Source organism: Streptosporangium lutulentum (assembly GCF_030811455.1).
Lineage (GTDB): Bacteria > Actinomycetota > Actinomycetes > Streptosporangiales > Streptosporangiaceae > Streptosporangium > Streptosporangium lutulentum.
In genome coordinates this window covers 1,677,908-1,695,434 of record NZ_JAUSQU010000001.1, presented here as the reverse complement: position 1 = coordinate 1,695,434, position 17,527 = coordinate 1,677,908, and the positions used below count along the sequence as shown (strand labels likewise).

The following is a 17,527-nucleotide window of genomic DNA, read 5'->3' as shown; positions in this document are numbered from 1 at the left end:
GGCCAAGGCCCCCCGGTGGGGCTGATCGGTCTGGAAGCCGGTACGGAACAGGCCCGGCTGGTGGAAGGAACGCGGCAGCGGGTCCTGTTCACTCCGGCCGAGCACCGCGCGACTTTCGGGTACGCACGGCCTACCCGGCTGGGCGCCGTGGTGCACATCACGACCGAGGCGAACCCGCCGGGGTCGGATCAGGTGGCGTGGGCTACACCCATGGATGCGGTCACGCTGAGCGTGGTGATGACGCAGGCGGCGTACGTCCCGGCGCAACGGCTGTACTCCACCGACCTGCTGGGCGTGACCGGCGGGCCGCCGCCGACCCGCGTTGACTGGCCGGAACCCGGCTGGGACACGACGCTGTCGGGCACGGTCGGGGTACGGCTGACCCTGGCGGAGTTGCGGGCGCTGCCGCACGCCCCGGTGTGGGAGGCGCTGTCGACGTGGCTGCCGGGCGTGAGCCTCCGATGACGACCGCGGAGCGAACCCGCCGGATCGTGGAGGTGCGCAGCGCCGGCCGCACCCTGGCCGTGGTGTACGACGAGAGCCTGGTCGCGGCGTGGCCGCAGGTCGCGCCGCACATTCCCGGCGCCCGCGACACCCCTCCCCAGGAGGGCGGCCACTCGGTCGCCGCTGGGGTGGTCGTGCCCGATGACGTGGCGGACGCCCGCCGATTGATCAACGCGCACCTGCACGTGGTCCACGTGGGCGCGGGCACCGTGCCCGTGCACGCCGTCACGATGTACCGGCCCGAAACGGGTGCGGTGCTGCTGCTCGGCGGGCACGGCGCGGGTAAAACGCTCGTTGGTGTCGCGCTCGCGTCGCGCGGGTGGCAGTGGCTGGCCGGAGACGTGACCCTGGTCGACGTTCCCGCAGAGGGCGGCCCCGCGGTGCGGGGCGGCACCACTGCCGTCCTCGGGCGACGGGCTCCGCTGCGCCGCTGGTTCCCCGAACTCGACCTGCCCGACACAGGCCCGGACGTCGTGGACCTGCACCAACAGCGTGTTCTGCGGCTCGCACCGGTCAGGGTGCCGGTGGTCACGGCCGTCCTGGTCGACGTCGACGGTGACCCCGCGACACACGGTGTGCTTGAGCGGCTGGACCGCCACACGGCGGCGACGGCGTGGCTCGTAGCCAGTGGGCACCTGCTGGAGCGGATCCTGAACGAAGGGGAACAGCCGCTGCGCCTGCTGGAGGACGAGACGACTCTGCGGCGGCGCATCCGCTACGTCCACACCCTAGCCGGATCGGTGGGCGTTCACACAGGGCGAGGCGCACCGCAGGAGATCGCGGCGTGTGTCGAACAACTGACGGACAACAAGCAGGTGAGGATATGACCAAAGGGCGCGTGAAAGCGGTGGCGTTCGACTTCGGCGGCACCCTGGCCCGGCCGGGCCCCAACCCAGACGCCGCGACCGTAACCGGTGTGTTGCGGGGCCTGCCCGACGCGGTGATCCCCGATGGGTTCGCCGATGTCTTCAACGAGGTGGGACACCGGGTCCGGGCCGCTGACCGGCAGCGCGGTGAGCAGACCTCGTTCGCCGAGCAGCTGCGGGTGGCGGCGTTGGAAAGCGGCGCGGTGCTGGATGACCCGGCAGCCGCCGCCCGGAAGGTGTTCACCGCCATCCCCGACGCCGAGATCGACCCGCGGGCCGTCCACGCGCTACGGCAGGTGCACGAGAGGGGGCTGGTGTGCGTGCTGGCGTGCGACACCCAACGCCCCGAGAGCGTGCGCCGCCGCACCCTGCGCCAGGCCGGGATCAGTGACTGTTTCAACGGGCTGGTGCTGTCCAGCACGCTCGGTGTCCGTAAGCCGCACCCGAGGTTCTACGCCGCGGTGGTGGAAGCGACCGGCTGCCCGGCCGGGGAGATCCTGTTCGTGGGCGACACCCCCGCGAAGGACGCCTTCGGCCCGCACGGTCATGGCATGCGCGCCGCCCTGATCAGTCCCGAAGGGCGGCCGCCCGGTCTGCACCCGGAGATCGGTGTGATCGGTCACCTGGAGGAGCTGCCCGCCTACCTGGAGAGTCTCCGTGCCCGCTGACCTCGTCCACCCCCCGGTGTGCCGGTACGCGGGCCCGCGGATTCACCTGGCCGGTGGGCTGGCCCGGCTGCTGCCCGCCGCCCCGACCCCGGACGGCATGATCGCGGGGCGGTTCAGTGTGCTGAGCCCCGGCACCGAACGCCGCCACCTGAAAGCGTCCAACGACCCCGGCGGGGCCCGGGACGCCGGATACATCACGGTCGGCGGCGACGCGTCGACCGGGTGGGTGCTGGCGGCGGTACCGCACGGTGCCGCGTTCGACCCCTCCTCCGGCGGCACCCTGACGGCGCCGCCCGGCACCGGCGTGCAGGTCACGGCGCTGGCCCGGTTCCAGCAGATGGCCATCCTCGGGCTGGAGCAGCTGCCCGCCCACACCGAGCTGGACGACGCCGTGGTGGTCGGGTCCGGGCCGGTCGCGCTGGGCTGCGCCCTGGAGCTGTGCCGCCGGGGCGCCCCCCGGGTGCGGGTCCTGACATCTCGACCGCACGCCCCGATCAGCCGGGTCCCCGGAGTGGAGTGCGTCACCAGCGTGAGCCGGGGCAGCGCCAGGCTGGTCATCGACGCGGCCGGGCGTCCACGCCGCTCCGTCATGCTGCTGACCTCCGGCGGCACGCTCGGCCTGCTGGGCACCCCCGATCCGGGGTCGGTCCTGCCGTCGCTGTCGCTTCACCGGTCCGGGTGGACCGTCATCGGCATGCATGAACTCACCGCGGCGGCGACCGGCCGCTACGCCGACGCGTACCTGGCGGCGGCGACCTGGCTGCGCTGGCACCTGGACCCGGGGCTTCTCGACGACTGGTGCCGGATCACCCCCGGTGCCGAAGCCCCCGCCCTGTACGCGGGTTTGGGCGGGCCCGGTCAACCGCCCGAACCCGTTGTGATCTTCTCGTGGGAGGTGTGATGGACACCGCTACCCCGATCGGGCTGTACAGCATTTCGGTGCGGGACCTGGATGTGCCGGAGCTGCTGCGGTTGGCCGTCGCCAACGGTGTGCCGTTCGTGCACCTGCGCGGCGGACCCCGCGGGTTCGACCTGGCCGCTCAGCGGGTGGCCACCGTATGGCAGTGGCGGAAGATGGCCGAGGACACGGTGCCGATCACCGGGGTTACCGCTGACCTGGACCTGGCCGACCTGCTGGAGGGCGACAGCTCCGACCGCACGCAAGCCGCCTACGACCTGGCGCAGCTCACGGAAGCGGCGGCCCTCCTCGGTGCCGGGTGGGTGAGGCTACTGGCCCGCACCCCTCTGGACGAGCGGGTGCTGGCCGACGCGGGAACCCTGCCGGTGCTGGCGCGCAGTGCGGTGCCGCTGCTGGTGGAGCTCCACCACCCGGCATGGGTGGAGGAGGGCGCCTTCGGGCCGCTGATCGCCATGGTGGAGTCGTGCTCGTCGGTGCGGTTGCTGGCCGACACCGCGCAGCTCGCCGCCGCTCTCCCCGACGACGGCGGTACGCCCGCGTGGGCGGGGCAGGTCCTTGACCACGCCGCCGTGGTGCACCTGTCCGACACCGGCACCGGTCTGCACGCGCCCGGGCACGCCCTGGTCGCCGCCCTGGCCGCTGACCGGATCGACGCCGGGCAGTGCCTGGAGGTCGCCCTGGAATGGACCGGGCCTGACCGCAACCCGGCCGAGTGCGTGGCCCGGTACCGCGCCGCGACCACTTGGTGGGCAGACCTCACCGCCCGGGAGACACGATGAGTACTGCCCCTGACTGCGGGTGGGTGGTGATCCGCGATCCGGGATGGCCCAGCCCGTATTTCGCGGAGCTGGAACGCCACGCCCCCGCCGCCCTCCCCCTGGCCTGCTCCGCCACCCTGGATGCTCTGCCGGTCCGGCCTGCCCACCCCGGGGTGATCAATCTTCACCGGTTGAAGCGCCTGTACCGGGAGCCGGGCGGGCAGCGGACGCTCGACGCCGTGAAGACCATGCTGGAGCAGCTGGCGGTGCTACGCGAGGGCGGGTGGCGCATCGTGTGGACGGTGCATAACCTGCTGCCCATCGATGGCGGGCCGCCCAGCGACACCGACTGGTATGCCGCGCTCGGCGTGCTCGGCCTGGCCGACACGGTCCTGACGCACACCTGTGCCGACGCCGTGTACCTGTCCCGGCTGACGAAGGCACCCGTCACCGTGGCCGGCTGGTCCGGGCTGACCGCGCCCGCCGATGCTGGGCCGGAACCAGAACCGACAAGTGAACTGACCAGATGGCTGCGCGCCACCTCGTACGCGGTGCTGGTCGTGGGGAACCTCACCGCCTACAAAGACCTGCCCGCCGTGGTGGGCGCGTTCACCGGCCACACCCGGCACGCCCGGCTGCTGGTCGCCGGACCGTGCCGCGACGACGCGCTGGCCGCTGAACTCCAGGACGCGGCGCAGGAGAGCGGCGGCCGGGTGCGGGTGTATCCGCACCGCATCCCGCCCGAGCACGTGCACCACCTGTATCGGGCAGCGGACGCCGCGCTGTGCCCGTACCGTGTCGACGGGCCGTGGGAGTTCTTCACCCAGGTCCTGTTCCCGGGCTCGGTCGGTACCGCGCTGGCGTTCGGTACCCCGGTCATCGCCCCGGACCTGCCCGCCATCGACGAGATGACCGCCGGGCACCCAGCGCTGCTCTACCCCACCGCGGACGGCCCTGGCCAGGTGCTGGCCGCAGCCGAGACCGTTCCCCGCCCGCGCGCCCGCCGATCACCGGTGGACGGTGCGGCCCGCTGGCAGGCCATCGCCGCGACCTACCAGCGAATGTTCGAGCAACTCACCACACGCAAGGAGATCCAACGTGCCTGACAGCGCGATCCCGGCAACCGTCGAGCGGGGCGATCGCGTCGCCTCTCTCCTGGCCGCCCGCTATGGGCTGACGGTGCGCACCATCACGCAGCTGCCCATCGGGCAGGGCACCGTCAACTACCACGCCGTGTGCGACGACGGCCTGGGAGTGTTCGTCAAGAGCTACCCGGCCGGCACCGACCTGCAGTCCGAAGAAGCGGCCATCGCCTTGTCGGTCCGGGCGGTGGAGGCGGGCATCCCCGGTCCGCGGGTGCTGCCCAATCAGGAAGGGCAGCACCTCGACGCCAGCACTTCGCTGCCGGTGTCGGTGTGGGAGTGGATGCCCGGCGGTGTCTCACCCCTGCTGTCGCCGTCGCAGCTGGCCGAGGCCGGGACCGCGCTGGGCCGCATCCACGCCCTGTTCGCCGCCCTGCCGGGCAACCCTCCGGAGCAGGGGTCGGCGGGTCAGCGGTGGCGCGACATCGACGTGGACGCCATCACCACGACGATCGACGAACTGCTGGAGATCATCGCAGACCGGATCAGTGCCGGGGCCGGTGACGCGTTCGACACCATGGCGCAGCGCACCCTGCTGGAGCGCCGCGACCAGCTCACCCACGTCCCCGGGTTGCTGGCCGGCCTGCCCGCGGACCTGACCGTGCAGGTCGTGCACGGCGACTACTCGCCGGTGAACCTGCTGTTCACGGAGGAGACCCTGTCGGCGGTGCTGGACTTCCGGCCGCCGGACCCGTTCCTGGTCGCCTATGACCTGGGCCGGATGGCGTTCTACCCGAACACCGTGGTCGGGGATGCGAACTGGCTCGACGCCGCCGCCACCCTGATCGGCGCCTACCGGCAAGCACACCCTGCGGTGGCGGCTGTCGACGTGCGCGCCTGCGGGCGGGTCGCGCTGCTGCAACTGCTGAAAAGCCTGTACGGGGTGCGGCAGCACTACCTCAAGCCGGGCCTGTTCCAGGCCGACCTGGACGAGTTCTGGCTGGTACGGCACCGCGCCGTGGGCGTCCTACTGGGTGACCTCGCCGCGTCCGACACGCTTTTGACCGAGCTGGCCGACGGCTGACCTGGCCCGGCCATTGACCGCGCATTCCTGCACTACCCCCCGACACCTCAAGGGAGATCCCCTGTGACCGTGGAAACCGTCCAGTTGCCTATCTGTTCGGCATGGGATGTTCTTCGTGGCCCTATCTCGCCGACCGTTCTGGACCTCGGGGCGACGGACATCGCCGCCCGGCACCACCTGCGCGTCAACCAGCTCGACCAGGGGACTCTGCTCCTGACCGACGCCGACGGGGCGGCCCGCGTCACGGTGCGCTGGCACCCCTACGCCCCGGAGCGGCCTGACACGCTCAGCCATGTGCTGCCTGACCAGGAATGCCTGGAGATCCTCCTCGACGTCCACCCGGGCGGGCAGGAAGCGGCCGGGGACCTGCAGGTGTGGCTACGGGAGCGGCTGCGCTGCTACGACCCGGCGGAGCTGGCGCAGATCACCGCCTCCATGCCGCTGCTGGCCGGCCACGCCGTCCCGGACAAGGACCTCGCCGGGTGGGCGGTCATCTTCCGTGATCACTACGTGGAGAACAGTCTCGCGTTCCTGATGGCGCTGCAGGAGGCCGGTGTCCCCCCGCAGTGGATCTACGCGCTGTCCAAGGGCGACCGCACCCGCAACCGTGACCGGGTCCACGCGACGCTCCTGGCGCAGGGGTGCACCAGCGGGCTGCTGGACAACACCACGATCAACGCCCCCGAAACCCACGCCGATGATCTCGCTCGGGCGATGGACGGAGTGGACGCGTTCATCGACGCCGCCCACGAAGCACAACGGCCGGTGCTGGTCATCGACGACGGCGGGCTGCTCGCCCAGGGGTACGGCCGCGCCGACGCCCCCCGAAGGGTGGACGCAGCGGTGGAGCTGACCGTATCCGGGCTGAAGCGGATCACCGCTGCGGGACCGCTCAGCATCCCGGTGTTCAACCTGGCGCGCTCGGAGCTGAAAACGTACCTGGGCTACCCGGAAATCGCCGACTCGTGCCTGCGCAGGCTGCGAGAGCTGCTGCCCGCCGTGAAAGTCATCGGCCGGCCGGTGCTGGTCCTCGGATACGGAACCCTCGGGTCGCGGCTGGCGAACGCGCTCCGCGCCCAGGGGTGCCAGGTCAACGTGGTTGACCCCGACCCGCTCGCGTTGATCGGCGCGGCGGAGAACGGGCACACCACCTACCGCACCGCCGTTGACGCGCTGCTCGCCATGCGGCCCTTCCTGGTGGTCGCGACCACCGGAGAGGTAGACGCCCTGACCGAGGAGGCGGTGTCGCTGCTGCCCGACGAGATCGTCATGGCGCCGTACGCGACGAAGGACTTCGAGCTGCTGACAACGGACCCGGAGCTTGCCCGCGCAGCGGTGGAGATCCCCGGCATTGGCCGCCGCTACCGTCTGCGGAGCGGCGCCTGGGCGACGATTCTCGGCGACGGCCGGAGCATGAACCTGTTCGAGTCCGACTCGATCCCCAACCAGGGGTACGACGCCTACCGGGCCGGGACGCTCATCGCAGCGAAGGAGCTCTGCGCCCAGGTCGGCACCCTTCAGGCGGGAGTCCACACCGAACTCGTCGACGAGATCATCTCCGCTTCGGGGTTGTATGACGCCTACTACGACACGTACCTGGCGTTCACCGGCGCGCCCGCCCGCTCCACACCGGCCCGGCCCGCGCCGCTGGCCGGGGTCGCGGCATGCGTGGTCGGCTACGGCACCGTCGGACGCCTGCACGCGCAGATCCTCACCGAGGCGGGCGCGGAACTGACCATCGTGGACCCCAAGCACCAGGACCTGCCCCGGACGTGCCAGACGTTCCGGCACGGTGTCGACGACCTGCCGGCGACGGTCTCCGCCGGGGTCGGCATGTGGTCGGTGTGCTGCCCGACCGCTGACCACCTGCCGGTGCTGCGCTCGATCCTCACCCATGACCCGCAGGCGCGGATCCTGCTGGAGAAACCCGCCTGCCAGGGCCACGAGATCGACGCTCTCATTGGGCTGCTGGAGGAGCACCCGAACGCCCGAATCGTGATCACCGACCAGTATCAGCATGCCCGCGCCTTGGACGTCGTCACCGACCTCATCAGCGCCTACGAGCCGGGCGCCTCGGCCAGTCACATCGAGGTGACGTTCACCAAGGACCGCAGCGCGGACATCGCGGGCGGCCGGTTCGTTGACCGCTCCTACGGAGTGCTCGGCTACGAGTGGCTGCACATGCTGGCCGTGCTGCGGCGTCTCATCCCGGCCGAAGTGTTCGACGCGTACCTGACCGCCCACCCGAAACAGGCGATGCTGCGCGCCATCTACGACCCCAGGTTGTTCGTGTCTGCGCTCACCGAACACTCCACGCTACGCACCGGCGATCACCTGCTGCACCTGGAGCTGCACTCCAGCATCACCAGTTCGGCTGTGGTCCTGGGCGGCGCTCCCGAGCAGACTGCGGCCGGGTGGCGGCGCGACATCCGCCCCGCAGACGACCGGCACCGCTACCTCACCGTCCACGCCGGCCGTACCCGGGTCACCGTCCACCTGGACCCCGTCACCGCGGCGGGCGGCTGGCAGTTGGAGCGCAACCACCACCGGGTCACGGTGGAACGCGACGGCGATGTCCTGCACGACCAAGTGGTTGAGGACTCGCCGCTGCACACCGCGATCGAGCTGGCGGCCGGTGCACTGATCAGCTCCCGGGTTCTGCCTCCACTGGACCTGGGCCCGCTGCGCCGAATCACCGCCATGGCGGAGCACCTGCGTGCCCAGCAGCCTCACCAGGAGACGACACCCGGCAGCGACGATGTGGTGCCGACCTCGCTGAAGGGCCTTGTCTCAACGGGATGAGCGCACCGCCCTCCACCAGCAACCCAGCAGGCCCGGTCTGATTGATGACCGGGCCTGCTGGGTTGCGTCCGACCGTGACCCCAGGCCAGGAGTCGCTCAGCGGACAGGAACAGCTCATCAGGACCGTAGTCGCCCCGGTCGTAGTGACGCCACGAATTCCCGCCGATACCTGCGGCTCACCCCCACGTACGTAGGGAGGACATCTCGGCCACCCCCGGCAGGCCGGCGCAGAGCGGCTCACCCCCACGTGCGTGGGGAGGACATTCCGCTCGACTCCTCGAAGCGCGACCGGGGCGGCTCACCCCCACGTGCGTGGGGAGGACCCTCCAGAGTCGACCCGGACGAGGAGCGCGCGGGGCTCACCCCCACGTGCGTGGGGAGGACAGCACTGTGGAGCCGTCGGTGTTGAGCGGGGTGGGCTCACCCCCACGTGCGTGGGGAGGACGGAGGGCCGTATGGCCACCCGAGCACCGCAGGTGGCTCACCCCCACGTGCGTGGGGAGGACGTGACGTGGAGGTCCCGGTTGCGGCGCATGCGCGGCTCACCCCCACGTGCGTGGGGAGGACCGCTCCATGCGGGTGACATCCCGGCTGGAGAGCGGCTCACCCCCACGTGCGTGGGGAGGACCGCCCATCAGGGCCGATGTAGTCCGGCGGGCGCGGCTCACCCCCACGTGCGTGGGGAGGACGGCATGTCGGGTCCGGTGCATCACTCGCAAGACGGCTCACCCCCACGTGCGTGGGGAGGACGGTTCCGCCTTGGCGGCCGGGCGGGGGCGCTTCGGCTCACCCCCACGTGCGTGGGGAGGACCTCGTCGTCGGCCGGCTCGCCGAGCTCGAACCCGGCTCACCCCCACGTGCGTGGGGAGGACTCCATCCTGGCCGGGAAATTGAAGTCCTTCTCCGGCTCACCCCCACGTGCGTGGGGAGGACCGTCCGGCAGGTGACAGGGCCATCGCGGCCTCCGGCTCACCCCCACGTGCGTGGGGAGGACTAGATAGTGCGGTGCTCGTCGTCATCGAGGCCCGGCTCACCCCCACGTGCGTGGGGAGGACGAACTCGACCCGGTTAATGGAGGACCGTGGGCCGGCTCACCCCCACGTGCGTGGGGAGGACCTCGAGGGCCCGCCGGCGGCCAGGACCCACGGCGGCTCACCCCCACGTGCGTGGGGAGGACCTCGAGGGCCCGCCGGCGGCCAGGACCCACGGCGGCTCACCCCCACGTGGGGGTGAGCCGCTCTGCGCGACCTTGCCGGGAGTGGCCGAGATGTCCTCCCCACTCCCGTGGGGGTGAGCCGATCTGGGGGGATTCGAGGGGCACGTGCGGGAGTCCTCCCCATGCTCGTGGGGGTGAGCCCTCCGCACCCACTCGGATCGGCTCATGTCCGCCGTCCTTCCCACGCCCGTGGAGGTGAGCTGTTGAACGACCCCGTCGTCGTCGGGATTGTCATCGTCACCTACGTGCCTTCGTCGTGGCCAGCCCGAGCAGCAGCTCCTTGACCTCGACGGCCTCGACGTGTTCCCTGGCCGGAGTGGGATCGGAGCACAGCAGCACCGGGGCGTCGCGCGGATCCTCCGGCAGCCGCCCGTGTGATCCCCTGATGGCCCGCGCCCCGGCGTCGAGTCCGACCACGGTCATCATGTAGCGCATGCCGAGCTTCTTACGCAGCAGCGCCACCCCGGCGCGGCGCTTGGCCGCGCCCGGCCCCGAGGGGTCGAAGAAGAGCTCCGCCGGGTCGTATCCGGGCTTGCGGTGGATGTCGACCAGCCGGGCGAAGTCGGGCGCGCGGGCGTCGTCGAGCCAGTAGTAGTAGGTGAACCAGGCGTCGGGATCGGAGACCAGGACCAGCTCCCCCGCGCGCGGGTGGTCAAGCCCGGACCGGGCCTTGCCTTCGGCGTCGAGCACCTCGGCCACCCCCGGCAGGCCGGCGCAGAGTGTGGCGACGGCCGGCACGTCGGCCGGGTCGCGCACGTAGACGTGGGCCACCTGGTGGTCGGCGACGGCGAACGCCCGCGACGTCCACGGATCCAGATACTCCATGCCCGCCTGGGTGTACACGTGCAGCAGCCCCTCGGCGCGCAGCAGTCGGTTGACGTCGACCGGGCGCGAGACGTCCGTGATCCCGTACTCCGACAGTGCCACGACCGTGGTCCCGCGCGCCGCGGCCGCGTCCAGCAGCGGCGTCAGCGTCCGGTCCAGCTCGGCGGCGGCCACGGCCGCCTGGGGGGCGGAGGGACCGTACCGCTGCAGGTCGTAGTCCAGGTGCGGCACGTAGGCGAGGGTGAGGTCGGGATCGTGCTCCGCCATGATCTGCTCGGTGGCCCGGCAGATCCACTCCGACGAGGTGATCCCCGCCAGCGCCCCCCAGTAGTTGAAGAGCGGGAAGTCGCCCAGCCGGGAGGTGAGCGCGTCGTGCAGCTCCGGCGGGTCGGTGTAGCAGTCGGGGTCCTTGCGACCGTCGGCGTGGTAGATCGGCCGGGGGGTGACGGTCCAGTCGACGTCGGCGCCCATGGCGTACCACCAGCACACGTTGGCCACCGTGTAGCCGGGACGGGCCCGCCGGGCGGCGTCCCAGAGCTTGTCCCCGCCGACCAGCGCGTTGTGCTGGCGCCACAGCATCACCTCGCCCAGATCCCTGAAGTACCAGCCGTTGCCCACGATGCCGTGCTCCGTGGGAAGCTCGCCGGTGAGGAAGGTCGACTGGACCGAGCAGGTCACGGCGGGCAGCACCGTCCCGAGTGACGCCTGGAAGCCGCCGTCGGCGACGGCGCGCAGCCGGGGCATGTGCTCCAGGATCCGCGGGGTCAGCCCCACGACGTCGAGGACCAGAAGTGATGTCATGCGCGCATTCCCTTGCTGAGTTCGGCGTGGGCGAAGGCCAGTTCGGCGGCGATGCCGTCGGCGAGCTGACCGGCGGTCTGCGGGCGCTGTTCGGGTGGCAGCACGCCCCAGGTGTAGGTCTCGACGTCGAAGTGGTCGCACACGGCGTCGGGACCGCCGACCAGCTCGCCGATCGCGGCGCGCAGCAGCGGCGCGGTGGTGGTCAGCGGCGCGGACGGCCGGGAGTGCAGCGGCACGTGGTAGTGCACCCGCCAGGGGCCGGGCAACCCGGACTCGAAGGCCTCGTCGAGGTCGTCGACGGCGCCTCCCTCGGGGTTGCGCGTCTGGTGGAGGAACCGCGGTTCGACGTACTCGCGCAGCGCGCCGGGCTTGTCGGTCTCCAGCGCGGCCGACACCTGGACCTTCACGACGGGGATGCCCGCCTCCTTCAGCGCGCGCAGCGCCTCGGCCGGTTCCTCCCACGCGCACGCGAGATGCGCGAGGTCCAGGCAGACGCCGAGCCGGTCGGTGTCCACGCCGGAGAGCAGGGCGACGGCCTGGGCGGTGGTCTCGATCACGCATCCGGGTTCCGGCTCGAAGGCCACCTGGATGACCTTCCCCGTCCTGGCCTCGATGTCGGCGAGTCCGGTGGCGAGCAGGTCCAGCATCCGCGTGGCGGTGGCGGCGCGGGCGTCGTCCCAGGGATGCCGCCATGCCAGCGGCAGCGTGGAGACCGATCCCCGGGCCGCGTCGTCCGGGAGCAGGTCGGCCAAGACGCGCGCCAGGTCCAGGGTGTAGCGCAGGCGTTCGGGGGTGGTCCAGTCGGGATGGTAGACGGCCTGCTTGACCACGGGGTCCTGGAAGGAGCTGTAGGGGAAGCCGTTGAGCGTCACCACCTCCAGCCCGCGCACGTCCAGCTCGCGGCGGAAGCCCTTGCGGGCCTCGGCGTCGAGGGCGAGTGCCGCGGCGACCGGCGCGGCCAGCCAGAGTCCGAGCCCGAGCACGTCGCTGCCGAGACGCTCGCGGATCGGCAGGGCGTACTCGTCGAGCTGCCCGACGATGCCCTCCAGGCTCTCGGCCGGGTGCACGTTGGTGCAGTAGCTCAGGTGCAGGAGGCGTCCTGCCGGATGACGCAGGCGCATCAGCTGCCTCCGCGCAGGATCGAGCTGCCCTCGAAGGTGGGCTCGGCGGCACGGGAGGCGGCGTCGTCGAGGTCGGACAGGTCGAGCCGCCCGGACTGGCCGTAGAACTCCACCGGGTTGCGCCACAGCACCTGGTCCACGTCGTCGTCGGTGTAGCCCGCGGCGAGCATCGCCTCGGCGGTCTCCCTGGTCAGCAGCGGGTCCGAGACGCCCCAGTCGGCGGCCGAGTTGATCAGCATCCGTTCCAGCCCGTGGGTCTTCAGGATCTCCACCATGCGGGGCGGCGACATCTTGGTGTCGGGGTAGATGGAGAAGCCCATCCAGCAGCCGGAGTCGCGCACGAGGTCCACGGTGACCTCGTTGAGGTGGTCGATGGCGACGTGGCCGGGAGCGATGCCGGACTCCTTGACGACGTCGAGGCTGCGCTGCGTGCCGCGGGCCTTGTCCCGGTGCGGGGTGTGCACCAGCGCGGGCAGGCCGTGCTCGACGGCCATCGCGAGCTGCGCGGCGAACGCCTCGTCCTCCTCGGGGATCATCGAGTCGTAGCCGATCTCACCGACCGCGACGACGCCGTCCTTGTCGAGGTAGCGGGGCAGCAGGTCGAGCACCGGCCGGCAGCGCGGGTCGCCCGCCTCCTTGGGGTTCAGCGCGATCGTGGCGTGGTGGCGGATGCCGAACTTCGCGGCCCGGTACGGTTCCCAGCCGACCAGCGAGTCGAAGTAGTCGGTGAAGGAACCGGGGTTGGTGCGGGGCTGGCCCAGCCAGAAGGCCGGTTCGACGATGGCGCGCACTCCGGCCGCCGCCATCCTCGTGTAGTCGTCGGTGGTGCGCGAGGTCATGTGGATGTGGGGGTCGAATATGCGCATCATGCATCCTTCTTCTCGCCGGTGAGCGTGGTGAGCAGTGCCATGGCGTCGGCGGGGATCGAACGCCCGGCCGCGGCGCGCTCGTCGGCCAGCGCGGCCAGCATCGCGGCCAGCTCGGCGTCGGCCCGCTCGGCCAGTCCGTCCACCGCCGCCAGCGGCACGTCCATGAACACGCACTTGAGCACCGCCTGCCGCCACATCGCCTGGTCGAGGTGCCCGGCGTACGGCCCGAGTGCCGCGATCACCAGGCGCGCGTCGTTGCTGCGGATCGCGTCGTGCAGCAGGGGTACGGCCTCCGCCCCCACCGGCAGCGCCGGCAGGGCTTTGAGCACCGCGCGCTTCTCGTTCGCGTCGCCGTACCGATAGAGGGCGGCGGCCTCGTCCCCGGCACGGTCCGCCGGCAGCGCGGCCAGCAGCAGCGCTCTGGCCGCCTCGTCCGCCGTCCAGTCGGGCGCGTCCGCCAGTGACGCCCGTCCGACGGTGCGTCCCGCGGCGGCGAAGGACCGCCCGACCGTCTCCGGTCGTTCCGCGATCCGCCCGAGCGCGTCGGCCAGCCATTCCCGAGCCCGTACGTCATGCCCGGGTTCGGCCGCCAGCGCGGCCCGCAGCCGCTCCGGTTCCGTCACGGTCGCCTCCCTTCCATGGTCTCCCTCTCGTCTGCGATTCCGCTCACGTCCACGGTTTCCCTCTCGGCCGTAGTTGCCTCTCGTCCATGGCTTCGATCTTGACCATGGCCTTCCGCCGACCATGGTTTTCCTCTTGGCGTCGGTCTCCTGGTTGGCTGCGGTCTCTCTCCCGGTGGCGCCCTCCGGCGGCGGTTCACGTCCTGGCGGCGGTCTCCTTTTCGGCCGCGCGCAGGAAGTCGATCGAGCGGGCGGCCACGGAGGGGGCGGCGTGGGAGTGGCGGGGCAGCTCGACCGCGACCAGCCCGCCGTACCCGGCGTCGCCGAGCGCGCGCAGCACCGGCGGGAAGTCGATCTCCCCCTCCCCGAACTCCAGGTGCTCGTGCACGCCCCGGCGCATGTCGTCGATCTGCACGTTGACCAGGTGGTCCGCCACGGCCGTCACGCAGGTGGGCACCGGATCCGGCTCAAGGCAGCGACAGTGGCCGATGTCGAGCGTCAGGCCGAAGACGGCCGGCGCGCCGAGCGCCTCCCGCAGCCGCCGCCACCCGGCGATCGTCTCGACGAGCATTCCCGGCTCGGGCTCGAACCCGAGTGGCACCCCGGCGGTCTCGGCCGGTTCGACGAGCCGGGCGCAGCCGTCCACCAGACGCTCCCAGGCGAGATCCTCGCCCACGCCGTCCGGGCGCACCCCCGCCCAGAAGGACACCGCCTCGGCGCCCAGGTCGGCGCCTATCGCGATCGCTCGGCGCAGGAAGTCCAGCCGTTTCTCCCGCTCGTCGTGCAGCAGCGTGGGGGCGTGCTTGTGCCAGGGGTCCAGCAGGTAGCGCGCACCGGTCTCGACGACCACCCCGAGCCCGAGGTCCCGTAGCCGGTCGGCCAGTTCCGCCACCCGCCGTCCCAGCCCGGCGGCGTAGGGATCCAGGTGGTCGTGGTCGAGGGTCAGGGCGACGCCGGTGTAGCCGAGTCCCGCGATGATCTCGCAGGCGTCGGTCAGCCGGTGGTTGGCGAACCCGTTGGTCCCGTAGCCGAACCTGAGGGCGCCGTTCATACCCGTGCTCATGTCAGCACCGTGCCGGGGTTCACGCCGATGTTCGTTCCGGTGTCAGGAACGGCAGTCATGCCGGTGCGCATGCCAGAACTCATGGTGGTGTTCACTCCGGTCTCCGTGACGGCGGTCATGCCGGTGCCCGTACCAGAACTCATGCCGATGTTCGTTCCGGTCTCCGTGACGGCACTCGTGCCGGTGCGCACGCCAGAACTCGTGTCGGTGCTCGTGTCGGTGCTCGTGTCGGTGCTCATGTCGGGGAGATCTTCCTGGCGAGCCGGCGGCCGAGCGGGGCCGCCAGTGCCACGGCCAGCCCCGCGGGGGCGGCGCCGGCGTGGACGGTGAGCGCGCCCTGCAGCGCGGGCAGCACGGTGATGCCGGTGCCCACGGCCTCGCGGATCCGGGGGGCGGAGGGCTCGTCGACGGCACGGGCCTGGGCCGCGCCGAATCGCGCGAGATACCAGGAGGCGAGTGCCGCCTGAAGGGCCGCCCCCGGCTCCGCGCCACGGCTGCCCCCCGCCACGGTGACCCCCGCGGCCAGCGCCGCCGTACCCGCCAGGGTCGTCGCGGGGACGCGGCGGTCCGCGCCCGAGACCTCCCTGCGCGACAGCTCGGTGACCATGTAGGTGTGAGCGGCGACCGCGAGGGCCGAGGGCAGCGCGTCGGCGAACGTGCGGGACGGCGAGCGCGCCCCTGCCGGTCCCGGCGGCGCGCCCCGGGAACCCGTACGGCCTGCGCCGAGGCCGGGACTCGCACCGAGCAGCACGTCCAGTGCGCGGCAGGCCGCCATCACCGCCGGCCCCGCCTGCGTGTTCTTCGCCAGCAGGTCGTAGGTCCACACCGCGGCCGCGAGCGGCGCGGCGACGGCGAGGCCCCGGCGGCCGGCGGCGAGTCCGGCGGCCACGAGACCCGCGCCGGTGAGTCCCAGGGCCGTGGCCAGCGCCAGGTTCTCCGATATCCGCCCCGACGGTATCGGCCGCTCCGGGCGTTCCACCGCGTCCAGGCGGCGATCGGCCCAGTCGTTGGCGGCCATTCCCGCCCAGTAGATGCAGACCGAGGCGCAGGCCAGGGCCGGGGTCCGGTGGCCGAGCGACCCGGCGGCGGCTCCGCCCGCCACGACGTCGCCCGGCACGGACAGCGCGGCGGGCGCGCGCACCAGGTCCAGGAAGTCGCGCAGCGCCGCCATCAGGCCGGGTCTTCCGCGCCGAGCCCGGCGACGAAGCCGCGGAGCACCCGCCATTGCTCGGCCAGGGCATGCGACTCGGACCCGAACGGATCCTTGAAGAAGAAGGCGAGTTCGGAGAGCGGGCCGGAGCGCCCGGCCCGGTGTGCCGCCGCGGTGAGCCGTGCCAGGTCCAGCACCAGGGGCGCGGCGAGCGCGGAGTCGCAGCCGTGCCAGGTGAACTCCATGCGCATCGGCACGCCGAGGAAGCCCTCGAAGGTCACCATGTCCCATGCGGTCTTGAAGTCGCCGACGTCTTCCAGGTAGTCGATGCGCGTGGTCCCCTGGGGGACGTAGCCGAGCGTCTCGGCCAGCACTCGCTGCTTGCTGGCGGTCTTTGCCGCGTTGGGAGCGGGTTCGGCGAGGTTTGCGCCGTCGCCACCGCCCAGGAGGTTGATCCCCGACCACGTCCGCACGCGCAGGTTGCGCAGGGCGAACATCGGCGCGAGCACCGACTTGACGAGCGTCTCACCGGTCTTTCCGTCGTGCCCGCCGTACGGCAGGCGCTGTCTCCTGGCGAGCTGGTCTAGGGCGGGCAGCCGCGCGCCCGTCGAGGGGGTGAAGTCCACGTAGGGGCAGCCCGCGCGGAAAGCCGCGTACGCGAAGAGCGAACTCGGGGGCAGCAGGGTCTGCGAGCGTGCCAGCTCGGCCTCCAGCGCCCCCAGGTCGGCGTGGGCCGGATGCGGTTCGGGCGCGGCCTCGGTGGTCGAGACGTTGATCACGACGACCCTGTCCAGGTCGTGCCGCCGCTGGAAGTCGATCAGATCGGCGCCGATGAGGTCGGCCATGGCGGCCTGGTTTCCGGCGTCGGGCACCGGCCGTAGTTCCTGTTCGACCGTCGCCAGCTCGTCCGAGAGGGCTCTGACCAGCCAGGCCGGGACGACGCCCGCGGCGGCCAGCGTGTCGGCCTTCTTCACCAACGGGTTCGAGGAGATGTCGTGCCCACCGAAGACGAGATCTCCGAGGCCGGGTAACTCGGGGCTGTGCAGTTCGGGCAGCTCGGTGACGCAACCGGTCGGATCGGTGAGACCCGCCCGCAACGCGAGCGCCCCGATCACGCTGGTGGCGGCGACCGACCCCCGCGCTCCTATCAGCCACACTCCCGTACGCATCGGGCCTCCT

General features: G+C 72.0%; 16 protein-coding genes and 1 CRISPR repeat array. Of the genes, 8 read left to right on the top strand and 8 right to left on the bottom strand.

The features are described from left to right. The first annotated feature begins 15 nt into the window (after nt 1–15). From J2853_RS07085 to J2853_RS07050, 8 genes are all read left to right on the top strand, one after another. Nucleotides 16–465 carry a hypothetical protein gene (locus J2853_RS07085; protein WP_307556165.1) on the top strand — a complete coding sequence of 150 codons (450 nt, stop codon included), beginning with the start codon at nt 16–18 and terminating at the stop codon, nt 463–465. After that, complete coding sequence (locus tag J2853_RS07080; RefSeq protein ID WP_307556164.1) at nt 462–1,331, top strand: hypothetical protein; 870 nt, start codon at nt 462–464, stop codon at nt 1,329–1,331. The genes J2853_RS07085 and J2853_RS07080 overlap by 4 nt, the downstream gene beginning before the upstream one ends. After that, nucleotides 1,328–2,038, top strand: coding sequence for an HAD family hydrolase (locus tag J2853_RS07075; RefSeq protein ID WP_307556163.1), 711 nt, complete (start codon nt 1,328–1,330; stop codon nt 2,036–2,038). The genes J2853_RS07080 and J2853_RS07075 overlap by 4 nt, the downstream gene beginning before the upstream one ends. Beyond that, entirely contained in the window at nt 2,028–2,939 is a 912-nt protein-coding gene (locus J2853_RS07070) for a hypothetical protein (RefSeq protein ID WP_307556162.1), read from the top strand. Before J2853_RS07075 ends, J2853_RS07070 begins: the two co-directional genes overlap by 11 nt. Continuing rightward, the gene (locus tag J2853_RS07065; protein ID WP_307556161.1) at nt 2,939–3,736 is read left to right on the top strand and encodes a sugar phosphate isomerase/epimerase family protein; all 798 of its coding nucleotides are present in this window, start codon (nt 2,939–2,941) and stop codon (nt 3,734–3,736) included. The genes J2853_RS07070 and J2853_RS07065 overlap by 1 nt, the downstream gene beginning before the upstream one ends. Then, the gene (locus J2853_RS07060; protein ID WP_307556160.1) at nt 3,733–4,821 is read left to right on the top strand and encodes a glycosyltransferase; all 1,089 of its coding nucleotides are present in this window, start codon (nt 3,733–3,735) and stop codon (nt 4,819–4,821) included. Before J2853_RS07065 ends, J2853_RS07060 begins: the two co-directional genes overlap by 4 nt. After that, the gene (locus J2853_RS07055) at nt 4,814–5,881 is read left to right on the top strand and encodes a phosphotransferase enzyme family protein (protein WP_307556159.1); all 1,068 of its coding nucleotides are present in this window, start codon (nt 4,814–4,816) and stop codon (nt 5,879–5,881) included. The genes J2853_RS07060 and J2853_RS07055 overlap by 8 nt, the downstream gene beginning before the upstream one ends. A gap of 63 nt (nt 5,882–5,944) precedes the next feature. Continuing rightward, the gene (locus J2853_RS07050) at nt 5,945–8,683 is read left to right on the top strand and encodes a Rossmann-fold NAD(P)-binding domain-containing protein (RefSeq protein ID WP_307556158.1); all 2,739 of its coding nucleotides are present in this window, start codon (nt 5,945–5,947) and stop codon (nt 8,681–8,683) included. A 171-nt stretch (nt 8,684–8,854) separates the two neighbouring features. After that, nucleotides 8,855–9,860: a CRISPR direct-repeat array (repeat unit 30 nt; unit sequence CCGGCTCACCCCCACGTGCGTGGGGAGGAC). Between the two features lie 276 nt (nt 9,861–10,136). On the opposite strand, the gene J2853_RS07045 is transcribed toward J2853_RS07050, so the two are convergent. The 8 genes from J2853_RS07045 to J2853_RS07010 all read right to left on the bottom strand — a co-directional run bounded on the left by J2853_RS07045 (nt 10,137) and on the right by J2853_RS07010 (nt 17,517). Further along, complete coding sequence (locus J2853_RS07045) at nt 10,137–11,525, bottom strand: alkaline phosphatase family protein (RefSeq protein ID WP_307556157.1); 1,389 nt, start codon at nt 11,523–11,525, stop codon at nt 10,137–10,139. Continuing rightward, nucleotides 11,522–12,646: a metabolite traffic protein EboE gene (gene eboE / locus J2853_RS07040; protein WP_307556156.1), complete on the bottom strand. Its 1,125-nt coding sequence runs from the start codon at nt 12,644–12,646 to the stop codon at nt 11,522–11,524. Before eboE ends, J2853_RS07045 begins: the two co-directional genes overlap by 4 nt. Next, the gene (locus J2853_RS07035; RefSeq protein ID WP_307568622.1) at nt 12,646–13,512 is read right to left on the bottom strand and encodes a TatD family hydrolase; all 867 of its coding nucleotides are present in this window, start codon (nt 13,510–13,512) and stop codon (nt 12,646–12,648) included. Before J2853_RS07035 ends, eboE begins: the two co-directional genes overlap by 1 nt. Further along, nucleotides 13,512–14,138, bottom strand: a complete 627-nt coding sequence (locus J2853_RS07030) for an EboA domain-containing protein (RefSeq protein WP_307556155.1) — start codon at nt 14,136–14,138, stop codon at nt 13,512–13,514. Before J2853_RS07030 ends, J2853_RS07035 begins: the two co-directional genes overlap by 1 nt. A gap of 193 nt (nt 14,139–14,331) precedes the next feature. Beyond that, nucleotides 14,332–15,198 (bottom strand): sugar phosphate isomerase/epimerase family protein, encoded by an 867-nt coding sequence (locus tag J2853_RS07025; protein ID WP_307556154.1) that lies wholly within the window; start codon nt 15,196–15,198, stop codon nt 14,332–14,334. Continuing rightward, the gene (locus J2853_RS07020; protein ID WP_307556153.1) at nt 15,195–15,437 is read right to left on the bottom strand and encodes a hypothetical protein; all 243 of its coding nucleotides are present in this window, start codon (nt 15,435–15,437) and stop codon (nt 15,195–15,197) included. The genes J2853_RS07025 and J2853_RS07020 overlap by 4 nt, the downstream gene beginning before the upstream one ends. Beyond that, complete coding sequence (locus J2853_RS07015) at nt 15,434–16,369, bottom strand: SCO3242 family prenyltransferase (RefSeq protein WP_307556152.1); 936 nt, start codon at nt 16,367–16,369, stop codon at nt 15,434–15,436. Before J2853_RS07015 ends, J2853_RS07020 begins: the two co-directional genes overlap by 4 nt. After that, nucleotides 16,369–17,517, bottom strand: a complete 1,149-nt coding sequence (locus tag J2853_RS07010; RefSeq protein ID WP_307556151.1) for an inositol-3-phosphate synthase — start codon at nt 17,515–17,517, stop codon at nt 16,369–16,371. Before J2853_RS07010 ends, J2853_RS07015 begins: the two co-directional genes overlap by 1 nt. Between the last annotated feature and the right edge of the window lie 10 nt (nt 17,518–17,527).